This is a genomic window from Mucilaginibacter sp. SG538B, assembly GCF_013376065.1.
Lineage (GTDB): Bacteria > Bacteroidota > Bacteroidia > Sphingobacteriales > Sphingobacteriaceae > Mucilaginibacter > Mucilaginibacter rubeus.
In genome coordinates, this window is record NZ_JABMJI010000009.1 from 81,217 (window position 1) to 100,720 (window position 19,504).

Consider the following 19,504-nt stretch of genomic DNA (forward strand, 5'->3'; position numbering starts at 1 on the left):
CAAAATATTAGCGTTGATTTAGGGAGGCGGACTGGGCTCTTACCTTTGAACCTTCAATATGCACGCGCTAAAGGGATTCATTTATTCAAATAGTGAATCCCTTTTTTCTATTAGCTTACTGTGCATGGTTCATGTATTCCCTTTTAGCGATATTTAATTTTCGCATTTTAGAATGCAGGGTGGTTGGTTGAATAGCCAATACCCCGGCCGCACCGCCCGCTCCTGAAATTTTGCCCTCGCATTGTTTCAGGATATTAATAATATGGTTTCGTTCCATCTCCTCGATAGTTTGATTAAAATGGGGGATGGCCTGGTTATCGCTTTGTTTTGTGTTTGGCAAATGTACCTCCCGCAATACGTTGCCGGTTGTCATTAAAACGCTTCTTTCAATAATGTGCTCCAGCTCCCGTACGTTTCCCGGCCATAAATACGATTTCAATTGCTGCAAAACTTTGGGTGCTATTGAGCCAACTTTGTATCCTGTAAGCCTGCTATATTTATTGAGGAAGAAGTTTGCCAATGGGGGTATGTCTTCGACCCGTTCACGTAATGATGGTAAATTGATTGGAAATACATTAAGCCTGTAATACAGATCAGATCGGAATTTACCTGCCACTACCTCTTTTTCCAGGTTGCGGTTAGTTGCTGCTATTATCCTCACATTAACTTTTATTGTGCTTTTTCCGCCTACGCGTTCAAACTCCCGCTCCTGGATAACACGGAGTAATTTAACCTGCAGCTCCAGCGGTAGTTCACCAATTTCATCCAAAAATAAAGTGCTGTTATTGGCCAGCTCAAACTTGCCTATCCGTTGTTCAAAAGCACCGGTAAACGATCCTTTTTCATGACCAAAAAGCTCGCTCTCGATGAGATTGGGCGGAAGAGCAGCGCAGTTTACTTTTATCATCAATTTGTTTTTCCGGGGCGAGGCGTCATGAATCCCACGCGCAATCAGTTCCTTCCCGGTACCGGTCTCTCCTAAAATAAGCACTGTTGAATTTGAATCGGCCACCCGCGACATCAACTGGTAAACCTTTTGCATTCGCAGGCTGATACCAATTATCCCCGAAAAATTGTGGATGGTTTTGATCTGTTCTTTCAAATGATCATTTTCCGTTTCCAGTTGCTTTTGATAGGCCAATAACCGTTCGTTGGCTTTGATGTTGAATATGGCTACCGATATTTGTGAGCAAAGGCCTTTCAACAGATGGGTATTCAGTTCGTTTATCAACAGCCAAAGTGTTCCTATATTTTCATTCCCAATACATAGACGGGCGCCGTACATATGTTTTTTACCCGCCTTTTTCCAAAGGGTTATATACGGGCTGCTGTTGCCACTCTTTTGCTCAGCTTCGATATTAAATATAACGGGCTCATCACTATCCAGTACTCTGGCCGAAATAGGTTCGTCGATAGTTATATTTTTTGCCAATAGTTGTTTAAATAGCTCTTCATCTTTAAAAACGGCGTTTTTATCATATAGATAAGGAACTAAAGTAATTCCATCATCTTCTATTAGCCTGATCATAGATAGCTTTATGCCTATAAGTTGATCCAGAATATTAAAAATAGCGGCTTCCAGATCCCCCTTTTTTTTGACAGCAGCAAGGTCAGTAGCAAATTTAAGCAGGCATGCTTTGTTGTGTTCTTTGTATAATACAGCTTCGTGGGCAGCGATGTTATTAATGGCTTTGCCGATTTGCCCTGCTATTGTTTCTACATACTGTATATGTGTATCTGTAAGCGAGTTTAACTTATCTGCAAAGAGGATAAGAGTATGTTTAGTATCCCCGGCACCGGGCAGGTTTTTTACAATGAGTTCACGGGCTCCCGACGCGTAGTTTAACTTAAGCCATTGAGGTGCTACGGCTAAGTTAAATGTGCGGATATCGAAAATTTGTGCTTTATCAGCTTTTGAAATAAACCCGGATAAATCGTCGCAAAACGAATACGAACAGGATATGATCTCATTATAGCTTGAATATCCAGTAGAGCCACCAGAGGCCTTACCCATAAAAAAGATCCGGTAAGTACTTTCATCTTCCTGGCATGACAGCAATGTGGCCTGGCTAAAGTTTACCAGTTTTTTTAAGGTTTTGTCGATCGCTACCATTAATTGCGCCTGCGTTTTAACTTTTGCCAGTTCGCATTTTAACAAAAGTATTATCTCGTCCCGTTCGTCTTCACTTTCCATTAGCATTTAGCCTCCTTTTTCTTTTTTTTATTTGTCTAAGATCCCTTTTTACCCTGTTCGCCGTCAAAAAGGGGATGTTACTTGTATTCTTTTTTTGTGATCTTCAGCCTTCTCATTTTTGAATGAAGTGTGGTTGACGGAATATCTAATATCTCGGCGGCTCCGCCTTCGCCGCCTATTTTTCCGCTGCAGCGTTTTAACGTGCCAATTATGTGATAGCGCTCCCTGCTTTCCATGGTTAATGGCGGAGCGTCGTCTTGAACAGATTGATCTATTTTAATTCCCTGAAGATGAACGTCTCTTAGCTTGTTATCGTTTGTGAGCAGGATGCTGCGTTCAATCAAGTGTTCAAGTTCGCGTACATTACCCGGCCAGTCATAGTCTTGCAAAGTGCGGGCTACTTCGGCAGTCATGCCTTTTACCGCTATGCCGGTTTGCCTGCTGTAGCGGCTGATAAAAAAGTTGGCTAAGGGAATAAGGTCTTCTTTGCGTTCCCTTAAGGCCGGTAGCTGAATGGGGAAAACATTTAAACGGTAATAAAGATCGGCACGGAACCTGCCGGCCTCTACCTCTTCTTCAAGATTCCTGTTGGTGGCTGCTATTATCCTTACATCAATTTTAATGGTGTTTTTTCCGCCTATCCGTTCAAACTCACGTTCCTGGATAACCCTTAATAGTTTTACCTGTAACTCTAACGGGAGCTCACCTATTTCATCTAAAAATAGCGTACTGTTGTGTGCCTGTTCAAATTTGCCTATGCGACGTTCAAACGCGCCGGTGAACGATCCTTTTTCGTGACCGAAGAGTTCGCTCTCTATGAGGTTTGCCGGCATTGCCGCACAATTGATCTTGATCATTAATTTGTTGTTTCGGGGAGAAGCCTGATGTATGGCCCTTGCAATAAGTTCTTTTCCTGTACCGGTTTCGCCCAGTATCAATACCGAAGAGCTTGCACCCGCAACCCGAGATATGAGTTTGTATACATTGTGCATTGCAGGATGTTGCCCCACAATTTCGGCACTATAGCTATTGCTAAGCTGCTCGTTAAGGTATTGGTTTTCTTGTTCCAGTTTTTCTTTAAGAATGAGGATTTGTTCGTTGGTTTTGATGTTTGATATGGCAATTGATATCAGCGAACAAAGGCTTTCAACAAGCTGAATGTTGATTTCTTCCATGGCCAGCCATAAAATACCCCATTTTCGGGAGGCTGTTTGCAAAGGCATTCCGGCTACTTTTACAAAGCCCACACTTTTCCAAAAATGCAGATACCCTGCATCGTGGCCTCGCGCAATCTCTTCATCAACTATTAAAAAAACGGGTGTGTCGCTATTTAACACCCTATCCTGTATCCCATCTTTAATAGGATAGCGCGCTTTGGCCACCTCAAGTATCAGAGGATCATCAGGAGTGGTAACGGCACGGTCATGTACATAGGTACTCATGGTTTTGCCATCATCGTTAATCATTCTGATGGCATATCCCCGAAGTATATTTAATCTTCGCAAAAACAACTTTACGGTATCAAAAAGATCTTCCTTACTCCTTACGGCAGCTATTGCGTTACCAAAATCAAGCAGGAGTGTGGTTTCCCATTCTTGTTCGGTTACAGGTTCAGCAGCCTCCATGTCTTCTGCCACTGTGATCATATCGTCTGTGAAATATTCGGTACTTGTATCTTTCATATAATTTAAAATGACTTTACCGAAAGGTTAAAAGCCAATTTGGATTTATATAAAACTATGCCAGTTATGATAAACGCTTAATGGTAAGTGTATTGATGGGATAAGGGGTATAGCACACGAACGAAATACCGCCCGGCTGTGACTTCTGCCACCAAATAACGCCTAACTCCTTTTAGCTATATTCCTTCTGCTGCATCTGAAATAAGTAGCCCAGGCAGAAATTCGTCGTGAAAAAAACAATGCGGTTGTCCAAAAATAAAATGTCGGTTGTTGTTAGGTTTTCAATTCAACTAAAACGGATATGAGACAAAACATCCTGGCAGACACCGAACAAAAAATAGGTGCTGCCCGCACAATATTAACAGCGGGAATCATTGCCGGCATTTTGGATAGCATGGCAGCATCGGTAGTATTTTATTTCAAGCTGGGACTGAGCCCGGCACAGGTTATGCAATACATCGCGAGCGCGATTTATGGCGCTGAAGCATTTTCGGGAGGCACCACCACGGTTATTATCGGTACATTATTGCATTTAATGATAGCATTCGTTATCGCCGCAGTTTATTTTTACCTGTACCCTGTAATAAGCCCGTTAAGAAAATGGCCTGTTATTTCGGGGCTTTTACTGGGGATTGCCATTGGGCTGTTCATGAACCTGGTAATTATCCCGTTTAGCAAAATTCAACCGGCTCCGGTAGAGTTAAGTGCTGTTGTCATCAGCGTTATCTGGCACATGGTACTGGTTGGTTTGCCAATTTCTTTAATAACTAAAAGACATTTCGAAAATGGCGGTAGACTTAATTAGCCATCTTTATTTTTAAAAGTTCGATATTTTTTTGAATCGTAGCTTTGTCGGTATTTGAGGCTGAAAGGTTCAAAGCAGTTTTGTAATTGCTCAATGCTTTACTATCATTAACGTTGGTATACAGGTTTCCCAGTAACGAATAGTAAAAAACGTTATCTGTAAGGTTTAGTTTTTCTGCCTCTGCAATGGCTTTTTGTTTTCCTTTTACTTTTGATAGTGCGAAAACGCGGTTAAGCGCGGCGGTAGGGGAGTATTCTATAAGCAATAGCTGGTCATACAGCCGTAGGATATTCTCCCACTTTTCAGGCGAATCGGCTTTGCGGGTGTGCCAATAGGCAATTCCGGCTTCGCAGTGATATTTACTTAAATGGTCGCCGCGCGACGATCGGTCTAAAAAATATAAGCCCGTTTCAATCAATTCCTGGTTCCATAAATTTTCGTCCTGATCCTGGTATAGGATAGCGTCGCCGGCATCGCTTAACCGGGCATCAAAGCGGGAGGAGTGGAAACTCATCAGGGCCAGTAGCGCGTTAACTTCAGGCGTGTTTGTTGTGTTGTTGCCGGCAAGTAATAAAGTGAGGCGCATGGCTTCTTCACAAAGATCTTTGCGCAACAGAATATTTTGTGAGGTAGAGTAGTATCCTTCAGAATATAAAAGATAAAGGGTTTTTAAAACGCTATCAAGCCGGGCGGTGATCTGGCTAAGCGATGGCTGTTCAATCGCTATTTTGGCTTCTTTGAGCTTTTCTTTGGCCCGGTTTATCCGTTTGTATACTACTTCTTTATTGGTTAAAAAAGCAGCCGAAATTTCCTGAATGCCAAAGCCGCAAAGCAGGTTTAAAGCGAGTGCCACCTGCGAATCGCTTGATATAACCGGATTGCAAACAGTAAAGATCATTGCCAACTGACTATCGATTATATTTTTAACAGATAGATCGACCTCGATTTCTTTACTTACAGTTTCTTCTGTTTTCAACGCCGCAACCAGTTTCTCTTCAAAAACCTTGTGGCGTTTAATATAATTGCGGGTTTTGTTTTTTGCTACGGTATAGAGCCAACCTGTTGGATTTTCGGGGGTCCCTTTTGTAGCCCAAAGTTCGGTTGCTGAAAGAAAGGTGTCGCTTACAATATCCTCAGCTATTTCAATATATTCGATGCCAAATAGATAAATGAGCACCGATACTATTTTTTGATATTCGGTGCGGAAAAGGTTTGGAATTAAATCCGGTTTATTCATAAAATCCTCGCCCTGTATACAATCATCTTCGTCAGCCTCATTAGTTTATAATCCCATCCTGATCTCTACCGAACCGTTAAGTTCAAAAATAGGACAGCCTTGTGCAATTTTTTCAGCTTCATCATAATCAAGCGCCCTGATGATGATCATTCCGCCTATTGATTCTTTAATTTCGGCAAATGGGCCATTGGTAGTACTTTTACCCCGCTCAATAACTTTTCCTACGCCATCCCAGCGCTGAGTTGGCCTGGCAAGTATATTTTTTTTTGCAAGCTCGTCAAACCAGGTTTGCCAATGTTCTAAATGCGTTTTTAATTCTTCGGGAGTGGGTTGGTTTTCGGCTGTTTTGTAATCCCTTCTAAACAGAAATAGAAATTCTTTCATAATCTTTTATCTATGATTTGATGGTTAAACAAAAGTCGGTATTTACTGGTACAAATATTTATCATTATTTTGATCCTGATCGGCAAGCCATTTTTCTATGTACAAAAGAAGTTGCGCAGTGTCGGGGGAGATATTCATTTCGGTTTGCACTCCAAGCATAATAAGGCCAAGTGCTATAGAATGCTGAATATCAAGCTTGCTGAGTAATCCGAAACTAAAGCCGGTAATAAATTTATCCCTTGCATCAGCGGCAATTTCGGCTATCTGATCAAAATCTCTTCGTGCAAATATAAATTGCTGGTCTTCTGAAAACAGGATCACGCTATTTACCGAATAGATGAGCAGGCGGTTGATGTTCATAGTGCGTAATATGGAAAAGCACTTCTTTTTTAAACCATAAGGCGTATTGATATTGAATGTTGTATTGGGCATTTCACCGTTGAGTACCATCCAAAGATTAACCGCCTCAAACTCATCAAGTACAAAAGTAACTTTACCTTTAACACCAAATTTGCTGACTATTTGAAGGATGTTATCAATCTGATAAAAAAGCGTTTTGCCTGGATCGTCTAAATAAAAAATAAAGTCGAGGTTTGATTTATTAAGCGGTTTTATCACATCGTCAAATAGCCCTGTCAACAAGCCCGACGCGCCTACCAGATCTGTCCAATCGTTAAAAGTTATTGCCCTGCATTTTTTGAACAGGAGATGCAGGTCGGCAATTAGCTGGTCATTTCTTATGTCATGCCAGGAGTTTTCGCATTTATTTTCGTTTAAAACAATAAACTCATATTTGGTTAATGATGACAGGTCATAGCCATTGCACATCATCAGGCTTTTGATACCTAATTTTTTAAAAAAAACTGGTAACGTTAATTCCTTTATTCCTAATGAATTTGGTGATGTTTTGTGAAGTTTAGAGTCCGTCATTTTTCTTTGCTTTTCACATAGCAGGTATGTGTTTTTTGATTTGCCCGCCTGTTTTATCGTTTCAACAAGTGCTGATAATACCGGGGCCGAATTCACAATTTCCATCTCAAACGCTTGCATCATTTTAATATTTAGCATTAATAATTGCGGTTGGCTTATGCTGTTTTTGAAAAGCTGCCAATTTGCAGCGACAAATTGCGAGGCGTACTTGCATGGTATAATTCACAAACCCGGCCTTCGGTAGGTATTGCTTCCTGTACTTGCGCTTCGAGGTATTGATTTGTAATTAAGGCATGCGTATGCAGTACCGTTTTATTTTTTAACAAACTATAAGGACCGGCTATAATAGTTCCCTGCAACTCCGAGCGCTCTTTTTTTGAAAAGTTACCAGGGTTACCATAGTGTATAACGATATTAACAGATGGCTGATGGGCTGCAGGTACATAATATTTCAGCAAATCCAATTCGCAGCTAAACGAGGCAAGAATTGCTTCCAGTTGTCCCCAAATTATCCGAACCGAAAAGGCTGGTCCATAGCGAAAAAAGAGTATGGTATCGTCTTCTATCTCTGATATCAGAAAGGATAAATGATTAGCCCTGATTATAGATCTTAATAATTTATCAATAATGCATGCGCGTATCTCGTTATCGATATCTTCAATATAGTTTATATAATAGCTGATATCAATAATAAAGATATTGCCTTTTAAATCTTTTTCCATGGTGTAATCGGTTCATTTTATAAAACAACACTTTACGACACTTTAGAATGCTGTATTTGAGCATGAATTTGGCAATGTAGATGCCACGTATTAACGTGTTGTTGGTTAGTGTTTTATCTTGTTTTGTGGGTTGGCTTTATACTTCATTTCGACGACGGGTAGTAGAAGTCACGAAATATGGTGTTTTAAATGAGGTCAGTACAATTAAATATGGACAATTATTGAAGATAGGATTTATAGGTATGAAATAAAATATTATAAATCTTGTCCAATCCGGTCATATTGGTTGTTAGTTAGATTAAACATAAAGTATTGAAAATTGAAATTTGGTTTGATGTGGCATGTCCTTATTGCTATATCGGTTTAAAGCATTTAGAAAACTCTATTAAGCTACATGCCGGTGAGCAGCCAAACGTTGTGCTCCGTAGCTTTGAGCTTGATCCGGAAATAGCGGTTGATAATAATGAAACACAGTATATCACCTTAACGCGTCAATATAAATTATCTCCACTAAGAGCAAAGCAAACAATAGATACTATAGCAGCCGCTGGCCAGGCAGCAGGATTGATCATCGATTTTGATAAAGTGATCCGAACAAATACTTTTGATGCACACAGGCTAATTCATTTTGCTGTAGATGAGGGTAAAGAAGTGGAAATGAATAATAGGATTTTTAAAGCCTATTTTGAGGAGGGAAAACATATCGGCAGTAAAAAACAATTGATCACGCTGGCCTCTGAAATTGGTATTGATGCGAAACCACTTTTGGAAAGTGATAACTATTCGGCCGAAGTAAGGGCCGATGAACACCGGGCACAACGTATAGGCATTGGCAAAATCCCCTTTTTTCTATTCAATGAAAAGTATTCAATAACCGGTGCCCAGCCGGTGACGGTATTTGCAGAGCTGATGAAAAGGATTAGTGATTGATAAATCAGATATAGTTAAAGGTGTTACCGCCCGCCGACTTATCGCGTTGCTGACCGGTTTGCATAGCTATGCTATGCCGGCGTAGGTTTGTTTTATGCACGAACGGGTGGAAAGTGCATACCCATTACAACATCCTCGATAAGCTGGCACCCGTCATCTTCGTTACGGCGGGTGGCAAGCTGTCCTTTAATATATTTTATTTAGCACGTCGTCATAAATCAATGGTTACCAAACAGGTTCTCTGCTTTTTGAATTGTGTTGAGCAGGTCAATGCCGTTGTTTAATACCCCTTTAAAAAGGTCGCCGGTTTCTTTAAGCCGGTCTATAGCATTGAAAATAGTAAAATCACGCATTTTTAGTCCATGTTTAACTTCATCCCAATGTAGCGGCATCGAAACGGTTGCACCTGGTTTAGGCCTGAGCGAATACACACCGGCTATAGTAGCCTCAGGCCGGTTTTGTAGAAAATCAAGGTACATTTTGCCGTGCCTGGAAGTTGTCATTCTTTCAAGCGTAGTAAAATGAGGTAACTCCTTGTTAACGGCAGATACGATGAGTTTAGCAAGCACCTGCGATTGTTCATAAGTATATCCCCCGCCCAGTGGAATGTAGATATGGATGCCGGTTGATCCGGATGTTTTTGGGAATGAAGGAATGCCAAGCATATCAGCTATTCTCTTTACCATAAGCGCCGCCTCAATTACCTGATCGAAAGTATTATGTTCGTCAGGATCAAGATCAATCACACAATGATCAGGATTTTCGGGTGAGTTAACACGGCTTAGCCATGGGTTTATCTCAATACAGCCCTGTCTGGCCATCCACAACAGGCTCGAAATATCGCTACCTACTATATAATTATGATGTTCACCTTTGGCTGTATCGTGTGCATAAGTGGTAGCCCAGGCAGGGGCCCTGCCTGTAACATCTTTCTGATAAAAATGCGGGCCGCCAACACCATCAGGAAAGCGATTTAATGACATCGCCCTGCCGTAGAGATGGGGGAGCATATGCTCGGCAACAGCTATATAATAGTTAAGCATGTCCCGTTTTGTCACCATTTCCTGTTGCCAGTAAATCTTATTAAGATGAGTAAACTGCAATTCGGATCCGTTAAAATTAATTGTTGCCGAATCGTTGCCCCGCGGAATAAAAGTGGTTGCTGGGGGCTGATCAGATGATAGAGAAGTACTCCCTTTACTTTCTTCACCGGCTATGGTTTCAATGATATCTTTAGGTGTTTCTAAAATTACATCAATGGCCTGTTTATCAATGCGCATCCCTTTAAATGATGCCTGCCTTAAAAGCCCGTCTTTAGTGATCTCGGCAAAATTAACTTCACATATCAGCTCGGGTTTAAGCCATGTAAATGTTTCGCCCGGCGCCCTTTTATTTAGCGGTGATATCTGGCTTGTGCCTTCAGTATCAAAAGGATTGGTATCAGTAATATATTGCGTAAAGTTTTGCAGCATTTTGGTTTGCAAGTCTATCGAAAAGCCCGTTCCAACTTTTCCAGCAAACCGCAATTTGTTGTTTTCGTAAACGCCCAATAGTAAAGCGCTGAATGGTTTGATGGTGCTTTTGTTTTTAGTAAATCCACCTATAACTACTTCCTGCCTGCGCTGTACTTTTATTTTTAACCAGGCTTTTGAGCGTTTATCTGGCGTGTAAACGCTATCGGCACGTTTGGCAACTATACCTTCGTAGCCGTGCTTTTCGGCATTTGCAAACAGAACTGTTCCATTAGCAGGTACAGGTATGCTTCGGCGGATAATATGGTTGCCCGGTAGTATAATATACTTTAAAATTGCCTGCCGTTGTTTCAACGGTAACCCCATCAGATTGCGGCCTTCATACCATAGGATGTCAAATACCTGGTATACCAGTGTACTGTCTTTTTCACTTTCCCAATTTTGCAAAGCTCCAAAATCGGTTTTTCCGTCGTTACCCATTACTACTATCTCGCCATCAATAACTGCATTGCATGGCCATGTATTTAGTACATCAATAATGGGATAGTATTTGGCAAATGAAACTTCGTTACGTGAAAGCAGTTTGGTGTTATGTTTATTAATAACGGCAATTGCCCGGTAACCATCCCATTTGTTTTCAAATAGCCAGTCGGGATCGTTAAAAGGAGCATCAACCAGAGTCGGTTTCATAGGTTTAAAATCCGGCGGCAACGTTGCTAAGGGAGCGTTTGCCAGCAGTTCATCTAACGTTAATTGCCCTGGTTGTTTTTCATCGTTAAAAGCGGGGTTCTTATCCATATCAAGATTCGGGGTGGTTGTCATGGTTGTGTTGGCTGTTTGCTGAAATTTGCATGGGCTGGTAAAGCCCGGCCCATGCAAAAGGTTGATCAACCAAACTGACCTACCTGGTAAGTTCCTGCAACCTGTGGAAAGGAAAGGTTAAACCTGTTCCATGTGTTAATGGTTGTAACAGCGAGTGTAAGATCGATAAGCTCTTCATCGGTGAAATGAGGTTTTACACGTTCGTAAACACTGTCGGACACGTCGCATTTAGTTACGGCCTCAGCCCAGCCTAAAGCTGCACGCTCACGATCTGTGAAATACGGTGTTTCGCGCCATGCGCTTACTCCATACAAACGCTGCTCGGTTTCACCGTGCGCGCGGGCATCTTTTGAGTGCATATCCAGGCAATAAGCACAGCCATTCATTTGGGATACCCTGAAAAAAATCAGTTCCTGAAGCGGTGCTTCTATCTTAGAATGTTTTAGGTAAGCTCCAGCCTGAAAGAGCGATTTAAGTGTGTTTGCCCCTTTGGCAAATAGATCGATTCTTTGTTCCATTGATAATTAAATTAAGATTGTTATTTATTCGTAAAGGTGTATGCTATCGGGTTTTTCGAGATCTTTGATCCAGTTTTGGATATATAGCGACAGATCTTGCTGATCGGGTTTTGAGTTAAATTCGCCGTAGCAGCCAAATACAATAAGACCGAGTGCTATACAATGAGCAATGTCAAGGTGCTTTAACAAGCCAATGCTGAAGCCGGCAATAAAATCTTGCCTTGCGTTTGCGCTTATTTCAATATGGTGCTCAACTTTTTTTCGACTAAGTACAAATTGCTGATCGCTTGAGAATAATATTGCATTGTCGGCTGAGTATATCAATAGGCGGCTAACGTCCATCGTTCTATAAATGGAGAAGTATTTTTTGTTAAGATCGGACGGGGTTTGCCCTTCTAATGGAGTATCGGGGTTTACACCGTTCAATACCATCCATAGCTTCATCGCCTCGCTTGCATCAAGGGCAAAGGTTACCTGGCCATGGTGCGAAAACTCGCTGATAAGATCGATTGCCTCATCTACCTGGAAGGAAAGTTTATTCCCGGGATCTCCCAGGTAAAAGATAAATTCAAGATCTTTCTTGCCCAGTGGCCTTATAACCTCAGCCAATAAACCGTTCCAAAGGTTAGAGGCACCTGTGATGGCTGCCCAATCATCAAAAGCAATAGTGTGGCAATTGCTAAATAATGAGCGTAGTTCGGCAATAACAGTTTTATCCCTGAAAAATGTCCATAAGTATTGTTCAACCTCCGCAGGTGGTAGTGTTACCGTTAGTTTTGACAGCTCGGTAAAATCATGACTTGCATTTAAGGTGATACTGCGGATACCTAAAAGCTTTAGGATTTCAGGGATTGGTGCTTCGGTAACACCCAGTTTGTTTATCCTTAAGCCGGATAAAGATTGTTCTGAACCTTCGTCTGTAAGTGTGAGGTAAATGTTTTCTGAAAGCAAACCGCTTTCTACAATCTGTAAAAGATTGGTTAAAACAGGTGCCGTGTTTTTAATTTCCATGTTTAATGTTTCCATCTTTAATTTATTTTAGGTTCATTAATTATGTTTCAGAGTTTTAAATCAGGTATCGCTTACATTACAATGTTATTTTGAGCCGTTAATTCGATTGGCAGATCTTTTTCGCCCAAAAACTCTCTTAATTCAATTTCAATGCTCCGGCTCATTTGCGAAATGGGTACGTCATTAGCACTGCCTTCAAACGGGTTTTCGGTGCTTTCGCCAACCTGTTCAAGAGATGTATAGATCCATGATATCAGCGTGCTGAACGGTGCCACTAACCAAACCATGTATCCTTTCATTATACCTTGCACCTCGTTATTGAGCTGATCAAAATCCTTAAGCATGCCAAAAGGGAGGATGATGCAAAACAGCCAGACAAAAAAGGTATTGATAATGGCATATTGACGGGGATAGGGTGAGTTTTTTATTTGCTCAGCCTTAGCCTGCTGCGTATAAAAATCGCGAATGGCGCGTTCCATTTCTACAAATTGTAGCACGGCAATTTCGCCTTGTTCATACAATTGTTTAATAGTTCCGCTTTGTAAGGCCATAATCTGGGTGGCTTTATTATTGGTATTGATGATGTGCCTCAAATCATCGTCCTGAAGATAATTTATGAGTTCACTCTCAAGTGGCGTTTTCCATTCGGGTACGGTATAGTATTGTTGGTACTCGGCGTTGTGCTTTTTACCAACGCTTTCCCAAATGCGCTCTTCCCTTAGCTGAAAACGCAGAACCGTGAGCCAGGCAATGTGGCGATAAATAAGTAGTTTGCTTTTCTCTGGATTATTAAAAAAATCGCGGCTGATAAGTCCCCATGCCCGGCTTTGACTGAATATGCTGGTCCACATTTGTTGCCCTTCGTCGGTACGCCGGTAAGTTTGCGTGTTAGTAAAACCAACTATAAATGCGGCGCTTGTACCCACCAATCCTATAATAGCCCAGGGAATATCAAGCCATTTAAACCCCAGCACCTCATAAAGGATGACAGGTATAAGGCCAAGCACAAAAAGCTTGTATATTTTTCGTCTGGTCCAAACCAGGAACTCTGGCAGTTTATATGATTTTCCGGCGTGCATATTGATAGATGATTGTTTTGAATGAAGTTTTATGGTTTCAGGTGCCTGTTTGCCCGAGGTTTAAATCCTGCGCGTATAATGGGAGCGGACCGGTATTGAACGGGAAATAGGTGTAGCAAAGCCGGTCAACATCATATAGTTCACAAACCTCGGTGGCTTCGTCTGGTAGCATAAAATCGTTTTGTCGCTGTTCGTTGAAATATTCTTTAGTGATCAGCGCGTAGGTATGCGTATCAATGCCGTTTTTTAAAAGCCTATGCGCTTCTACAACAGCCTGACCGAATAGTTTGGAATAACTCCCAACAGCAAATCTCCCGATCACCCCGTAATGCACCACCAGTTTAATTGAAAGAAAGCTGGTTTGCGGAAAACTTTCTTTAAAGGTTTTGAGCCTGTTTTTAAATGCCTCGAGCATAAGTTCAAATTGTGAAAGGATTTCTTTAACAGGGAAAGCCGAGCCATGCCTGTAAAAAAGTATAGCATCACCTTCAATTTCTGAAATGTTGAATGAAAGCCGGTTGGCATCAATAATTGACTCAAGCAGACTGCAAACAATCAGGCTTCCTGCTTCATTCTCCGTCTCGGTAACAAATTTTGAATAGCCGCTGATATCTACAATAAAAATGGTTCCCCTATGATCTTCGTTCATTCCTTCAATGTTTTAATTAGATTTTATGTGGATATATATTCAGCTCGCTTTATTCATCCTGAAGCGGCTGTTCAATCATCCTTAATGAGTCGTCCATATATTCGCCTCCTTCCTCAAGGCTTTCTTCATTTGGATCGTAACCTTCTGATGCCATTTCTTCTGATTGATCGTTCTTTTTGTGAGGATCGCTGTGCGATCCGAATAGCCAGTTTCCCATGTTGATGTTTTTTTAATGTTTAAATTGTTGCCAGCCTTATTTATCGCCTTGCTCAGTCTGTATTGATGTTCTGAATCATCAGCGAGACGGCTTTTTACTTTTTGCAAGCCTTGTGCCATCTGGTAATTAATTGGTTTTGAGTTGTTTGTTGATTTGATTGAGTTTTAATTGCACCTTATTTCGCCGAACATGCTGATGTTACACCAAATACAGCGTATTGAAGGAGAGGATAGGGCCTTGAGAGAAGCAAAGCGGAATCGAAAGCTTTTTTACACCCGTGATAAGCGAATTAAAATGGCGGGCTTTTCACGGCCAGGAAAGTGATAGGCTTCGGAAATATGTTTTAAAACTCAAACAACCAACAGCAAGACAGTACGCTGTTGGTTGTTTGATAATGGAGACCTGTACAGGCCATTGCGGTCGGAAGACGGAAGATAATATGAGGTAGAAACTGGTTGTGATTTATTAATTACGAACCACTGCCGATTCTTTAACAACCTGCCATCTGCCTGATAGATATTCCCAAATCACTGTAAAATATTTTCTGTTCAATTTTCCATCAAAAACCAATTCACGCGTAATTACAACCATACCCATATCCCCATCACATACAGCGTAGTGATATTCGGTTTTAGTAGATAATGGTTCGGTGTTTAAATCTTTGTTTTGCTTTATGAAAACCATGAGTTGTTCTTTATTCATAGTGTCAACGACACCATCTTCGTCAACTTTTACAATAAGTAATTTATCAGCATACGCTTTATTAACGTATTCCACGTCAAAATGCGTTGCGTGATAAATCAGTTCCCGGGTTAATTCAATTAATTGTTCACTATTCATCTTTTTAATTTTTTGAGGGTTAATTATTTTGTTTGTTGGAATTGTAGTTAAACCAGATGTGTTTAAGCTATCATTATAGGGAGAGCGAGACAAGACCGATGCCAGTTTTTAAAATATTGATTTTCAGACTAAGCGTGTGTTCATAGTAAAGTTATAGACCTTATTTCGACAATAAACGGGTTGGATTGACGAAATAGAGCGTTACGATTGGACGATTAAATACGAAACTTGAATGTTATTATATGTGGCAGGGATATACTTGAAAAGCAGCGTTTGGCAGGCATCGCAAGTTGTCCAGACCGAAAATATATTTTTTAAAATAAAGGAATCAATTACCGGTCTTTTTTTAGATGTTCTGTCCCAGCCATAATTCAACGCAAAAAAATCCGACTCAAAAGCCAGCATGGATAATCCGGATCTGTTGACCAGTGCATTCCGAAAAAGAGTTCACAGTGTTCCGTTACACTTTGACCACGCTATCTTCTTGAAGTAAATAGCCAAGTTTAAGATCCACTAACACAATTCGTTGCCCTAAAAAGCACGTAACAGCATGGTCAAGCATACCGGAATATCCATATAGTGCCTCTTACAATCCCGTTGATCTGGGTAACATTAAAAAATTATTCGCTCTTTAGGCTCTTTACCGGATTGGTCAACGCCGCCTTGATCGCCTTTGAGCTGACAGTAGCCCAGGCAATAAAAACGGAGCTGGCGATGGCTATCACAAATACGCCGGGTCCTATCTGAATGCGGTAGGTATAATCCAGCAGCCATTTTTCCATGCAGTAATAGCCAATCGGCGCAGCGACGGCAAAGGCAATTAGAATGAGCACCGTGAATTCTTTATAAAACAAATAGACGATATTGATCACCGACGCGCCCAGCGTTTTACGGATGCCGACTTCCTTGATTCGTTGTACCGCCATGAACGAAACCAAACCATAGAGGCCAAGGCAAGATATAAAAATGGCAACCGATGCGAAGATCTCATACAGCACCGCAAGCGCATTTTCCTTTTTATAAAAATTGGCGATGGTCTGGTCCAGGAACTGATACTCATAGACTCCTGCAGGATAGGTTTTGTTCCATAGCCGTTCAATTGCTGAAAGCGTTTGATCAACATGGTGCAGATCGATCTTGATGTTAAGTTTTGCGTACTGATTCAAAGAAGCGCCCATCAAAACCGGTGGAATGGCGTTTTGCAAAGATCTGATATGGTAGTCTTTAACAACGCCGGTGATCGGGGCGTAGAGATCCTTGCGGTCCCAAAGCATAATATATTTGCCAATGACCAGTTTCGGATCGGAGATGCCGAGTTGCCGAACCAGCGCTTCATTGACCACATAGCCTTTTACCACATCGCCTTGCGGATATGGCCCGCCGGCAACGAATTGCATTTCGTATAATTTGAAATACTCCCGGTCTGCCCATTTTAAGTTAACCGCGAAATTTGCCGGTTTGGCAGCGTTGTCGTACTTGATATCCGTAGCCCAACCGCTCTTATCAGATGGCCCGAACAAACTCAGGCTGACATTTTTGATGCCGGATTGCGTGAGCAGCTCATTCTTCAGGCTGTTTAATTTCAATCGGCTCAAACTGTCTGCAGGAACCGGGACAGTGATCACTGCGTCTTTATTGAATCCTAGCGGTTTGTTTTGAAAATAGTCCATTTGACGCAGCAGGACCAGTGTTCCGATCACCAAAAACTGAGCGATGCAAAATTGTGCCAGTACCAATACCCTGCGGAGCGACATGCCGCTGGCCCTGCCGGCGGTCACCTGGTTACGCATTGCTGCGACGGGATTGAAACCGGAAAGTACAAAGGCCGGATAAAGCCCGGCGACCAGCGTAACGGCGGCAATGACGCCCAACAAAAACATGATGATAACAGGATCATTTAAAAAAGAACGGCGTAATTCAGTATCCAGCAAGTTATTGAGCATCGGCACGGCCAATACCGCCATCACAACGGCCAACGATACCGCCAGGGTGGTAATGATCATAGTCTCACTCATATATTGCAGAACGAGTTGCAGCCGGCTGCTGCCCATTACCTTTCGCACCCCCACTTCTTTTGAACGGTTGACCGCCTGCGCGGTAGCCAGATTGATAAAATTAACACAGCCGATCAGCAACAGAAAGCATCCGATCAGGCCGATCACATTGATCAGCTGCCTGCTGAAAGGATGTCCGCTGTAAACGGTCGTGTCGGTATTGTAGTGTATATCGCTTAATGGCTGCAATTGGTAGCTTCCACCTTTTTGCTGAGTTGCGGGCAAGTGGCGCTTTGCAAAAGCAAGCAGGTCCTTATTAAACCGTTCGGCCGTTAAACCGGGCGGCAAAACCACATAACAGTTCTTCGCCCCAAAGGTACTAACCCAGTCTTGCTGGCTATCATAAAGTTCTCCGCCTGCCACCGTTAATGTCGCCCATGAAACGGCTAGTTTCATCGGGATATCAGTGTTGACCGGTGTATCATCAAATATCCCGGTGACTTGCAGGTCGCGCGCATTTTCGAACTTCACCGTTTTGCCCACGGCGGTCCGCCAATCGCCGAAAAATTTATTGGCCTCCTCGCGGGACAGCACAATGGTATTTGGTGCCGAAAGCGCGGTATTTCGATCACCCGCCAGCCACTTGAAATCGAACACGCCGAACAATTCCGGATCGGCGTAATAAGCCAGCGGCTCCCTGTACTTTCGGGCAACGCCTGTATGTTGCAGGTCATCCACGGTGTAGTGCGAATTAGAATTTTGCATGATATTGGCCACCTGCTCCAGTTGCGGGAAGTCAAGTTTCAAAGCTTCGGTTATCGGCAACGGTGTGCCAACGCCCGCATGCACCCCGTCGGGCCCGTTGCTGATCCTGACCACCCGGTAGATCCGGTCACGCTTTTGGTGGTAATCGTCAAAGCTCGTTTCAAATTTAATGACCAGGAATATCAGCAGGCAGGCTGCAATACCAACGGATAATCCGGTAATGTTGATCGTCGTGTAGATCTTGTTTCGCTTTAAATTACGCCAGGCGATTTTTAAATAATTTTTCAACATGAGTTTTCGCTTTAATTCCAGTTTAGCCTGAATCGTGGCTGTTTTATGACCCGAAGGTCGGCCAGCGAAGTGTCCTGTTCGTCCCAGGTTATAAGTTGGGCGCTTATTTTTTAATTCGTTTTTATATTCGGCGGGACTTTGTCCTGTCATTTCCCTGAATGTCCGGTTGAAAGTGGATTTAGAGTTAAAACCAGATTCATAAGCAATGCCGAGCAAGGTCAGGTGGTCATAATTTCTGTCCTGCATTTTTCGCATAACGTCATTGATCCGGTATTCATTGATCAACTCATTGAAACTCTTTTTGAATACCGCGTTAATGATCCTGGAAAGTTCATTAGGATGAACATCCATTTTTTCAGCCAGCGACCGGAGGTCCAGTTCCGGGTCCCGGTAGTAGTGTTCCAGCTTCAAAGCTGCTTTCAATTGGCCACCCTTACGTCTCAGATCAGCATTCAAGTTAAGCTTTATAGCTGAGGTTCCTGGTACATCCAAATTTCCTTGTGTCCGAATAAAAGTCCGGAAGGCGAGCCAGATCAACAACATGGCTGACAGCAGGTACAAGAAGTGTTCAATCGCGGATAGTACCGGATTTTTGATCATTAAATAATGTCCGGTCCCTAAAATTAACAAGAGCAGCCAGACTGCGCCTAACATTATCAAAGGCCGGTGAAGCCATTCTATTTCGTTCCTGTTACGGTCACCCTCGATAAAGGTTCGGCTATGATACATGGCCACTATTTCCCGATGAGCCGCCACCAGGTAAAGCAGGACTGAAACCGGGGAGAACGCGTTTAGCCATGTCGCTTTTGCGGGATAGCATAACGGAATGCCTAAAGTGATGAGCAAGGGAAGGAAATGCCATGTGTGCATTGATGTAAGCTTTTCAAGTGGCCGGCATTTCTTCAATACCTGAAAGTAAATCAGAGGGCCTAAACCCATGAGGCTGTCTGGCAGATCAACAG

Annotated in this window: 16 protein-coding genes; 2 read left to right on the plus strand and 14 right to left on the minus strand. The window is 42.3% G+C overall.

Annotated features, from left to right (window positions below; genetic code table 11):
* Nucleotides 1-115: 115 nt before the first annotated feature.
* Both FHW88_RS29130 and FHW88_RS29135 read right to left on the minus strand, forming a co-directional pair.
* On the minus strand, nucleotides 116-2,194 hold the full coding sequence (locus FHW88_RS29130; protein WP_218117334.1) for a sigma-54 interaction domain-containing protein: 2,079 nt from the start codon (nucleotides 2,192-2,194) through the stop codon (nucleotides 116-118).
* A 77-nt stretch (nucleotides 2,195-2,271) separates the two neighbouring features.
* Entirely contained in the window at nucleotides 2,272-3,876 is a 1,605-nt protein-coding gene (locus FHW88_RS29135) for a sigma 54-interacting transcriptional regulator (protein ID WP_218117335.1), read from the minus strand.
* Between the two features lie 301 nt (nucleotides 3,877-4,177).
* Here FHW88_RS29135 and FHW88_RS29140 point away from each other — a divergent pair, with 301 nt between their 5' ends.
* On the plus strand, nucleotides 4,178-4,681 hold the full coding sequence (locus tag FHW88_RS29140) for a hypothetical protein (protein WP_176628996.1): 504 nt from the start codon (nucleotides 4,178-4,180) through the stop codon (nucleotides 4,679-4,681).
* Here FHW88_RS29140 and FHW88_RS29145 read toward each other — a convergent pair.
* From FHW88_RS29145 to FHW88_RS29160, 4 genes are read right to left on the minus strand one after another with little or no spacing between them, the layout of a single operon-like run.
* A complete protein-coding gene (locus tag FHW88_RS29145) occupies nucleotides 4,674-5,918 on the minus strand; it encodes an RNA polymerase sigma factor (protein ID WP_176628997.1) in 1,245 nt (414 codons plus the stop codon). The genes FHW88_RS29140 and FHW88_RS29145 overlap by 8 nt on opposite strands.
* A 45-nt stretch (nucleotides 5,919-5,963) precedes the next feature.
* Nucleotides 5,964-6,302, minus strand: a complete 339-nt coding sequence (locus tag FHW88_RS29150; protein ID WP_090525871.1) for a YciI family protein — start codon at nucleotides 6,300-6,302, stop codon at nucleotides 5,964-5,966.
* Nucleotides 6,303-6,344: 42 nt separating this feature from the next.
* On the minus strand, nucleotides 6,345-7,355 hold the full coding sequence (locus FHW88_RS29155; protein ID WP_176628998.1) for a hypothetical protein: 1,011 nt from the start codon (nucleotides 7,353-7,355) through the stop codon (nucleotides 6,345-6,347).
* A gap of 32 nt (nucleotides 7,356-7,387) precedes the next feature.
* Entirely contained in the window at nucleotides 7,388-7,954 is a 567-nt protein-coding gene (locus FHW88_RS29160) for a DUF2652 domain-containing protein (RefSeq protein ID WP_176628999.1), read from the minus strand.
* 312 nt (nucleotides 7,955-8,266) lie between these two features.
* Here FHW88_RS29160 and FHW88_RS29165 point away from each other — a divergent pair, with 312 nt between their 5' ends.
* The gene (locus tag FHW88_RS29165; protein WP_175489946.1) at nucleotides 8,267-8,884 is read left to right on the plus strand and encodes a DsbA family protein; all 618 of its coding nucleotides are present in this window, start codon (nucleotides 8,267-8,269) and stop codon (nucleotides 8,882-8,884) included.
* Nucleotides 8,885-9,102: 218 nt separating this feature from the next.
* Here the strand turns inward: FHW88_RS29165 and ligD are convergent, their stop codons facing one another.
* The 8 genes from ligD to FHW88_RS29205 form a co-directional block, all read right to left on the minus strand.
* Entirely contained in the window at nucleotides 9,103-11,178 is a 2,076-nt protein-coding gene (ligD, locus tag FHW88_RS29170) for a DNA ligase D (protein ID WP_176629000.1), read from the minus strand.
* A gap of 65 nt (nucleotides 11,179-11,243) precedes the next feature.
* The gene (locus FHW88_RS29175) at nucleotides 11,244-11,696 is read right to left on the minus strand and encodes a carboxymuconolactone decarboxylase family protein (RefSeq protein WP_176629001.1); all 453 of its coding nucleotides are present in this window, start codon (nucleotides 11,694-11,696) and stop codon (nucleotides 11,244-11,246) included.
* Nucleotides 11,697-11,720: 24 nt separating this feature from the next.
* A complete protein-coding gene (locus tag FHW88_RS29180; RefSeq protein ID WP_176629002.1) occupies nucleotides 11,721-12,722 on the minus strand; it encodes a hypothetical protein in 1,002 nt (333 codons plus the stop codon).
* Nucleotides 12,723-12,778: 56 nt separating this feature from the next.
* Nucleotides 12,779-13,786: a bestrophin family protein gene (locus FHW88_RS29185; RefSeq protein ID WP_176629003.1), complete on the minus strand. Its 1,008-nt coding sequence runs from the start codon at nucleotides 13,784-13,786 to the stop codon at nucleotides 12,779-12,781.
* A gap of 37 nt (nucleotides 13,787-13,823) precedes the next feature.
* Nucleotides 13,824-14,435: a DUF2652 domain-containing protein gene (locus FHW88_RS29190; RefSeq protein WP_176629004.1), complete on the minus strand. Its 612-nt coding sequence runs from the start codon at nucleotides 14,433-14,435 to the stop codon at nucleotides 13,824-13,826.
* 49 nt (nucleotides 14,436-14,484) lie between these two features.
* On the minus strand, nucleotides 14,485-14,652 hold the full coding sequence (locus tag FHW88_RS29195) for a hypothetical protein (protein ID WP_176629005.1): 168 nt from the start codon (nucleotides 14,650-14,652) through the stop codon (nucleotides 14,485-14,487).
* Between the two features lie 465 nt (nucleotides 14,653-15,117).
* The gene (locus FHW88_RS29200; protein ID WP_176629006.1) at nucleotides 15,118-15,492 is read right to left on the minus strand and encodes a hypothetical protein; all 375 of its coding nucleotides are present in this window, start codon (nucleotides 15,490-15,492) and stop codon (nucleotides 15,118-15,120) included.
* A 620-nt stretch (nucleotides 15,493-16,112) separates the two neighbouring features.
* A complete protein-coding gene (locus tag FHW88_RS29205) occupies nucleotides 16,113-19,412 on the minus strand; it encodes an ABC transporter permease (RefSeq protein WP_218117336.1) in 3,300 nt (1,099 codons plus the stop codon).
* Nucleotides 19,413-19,504: the final 92 nt, after the last annotated feature.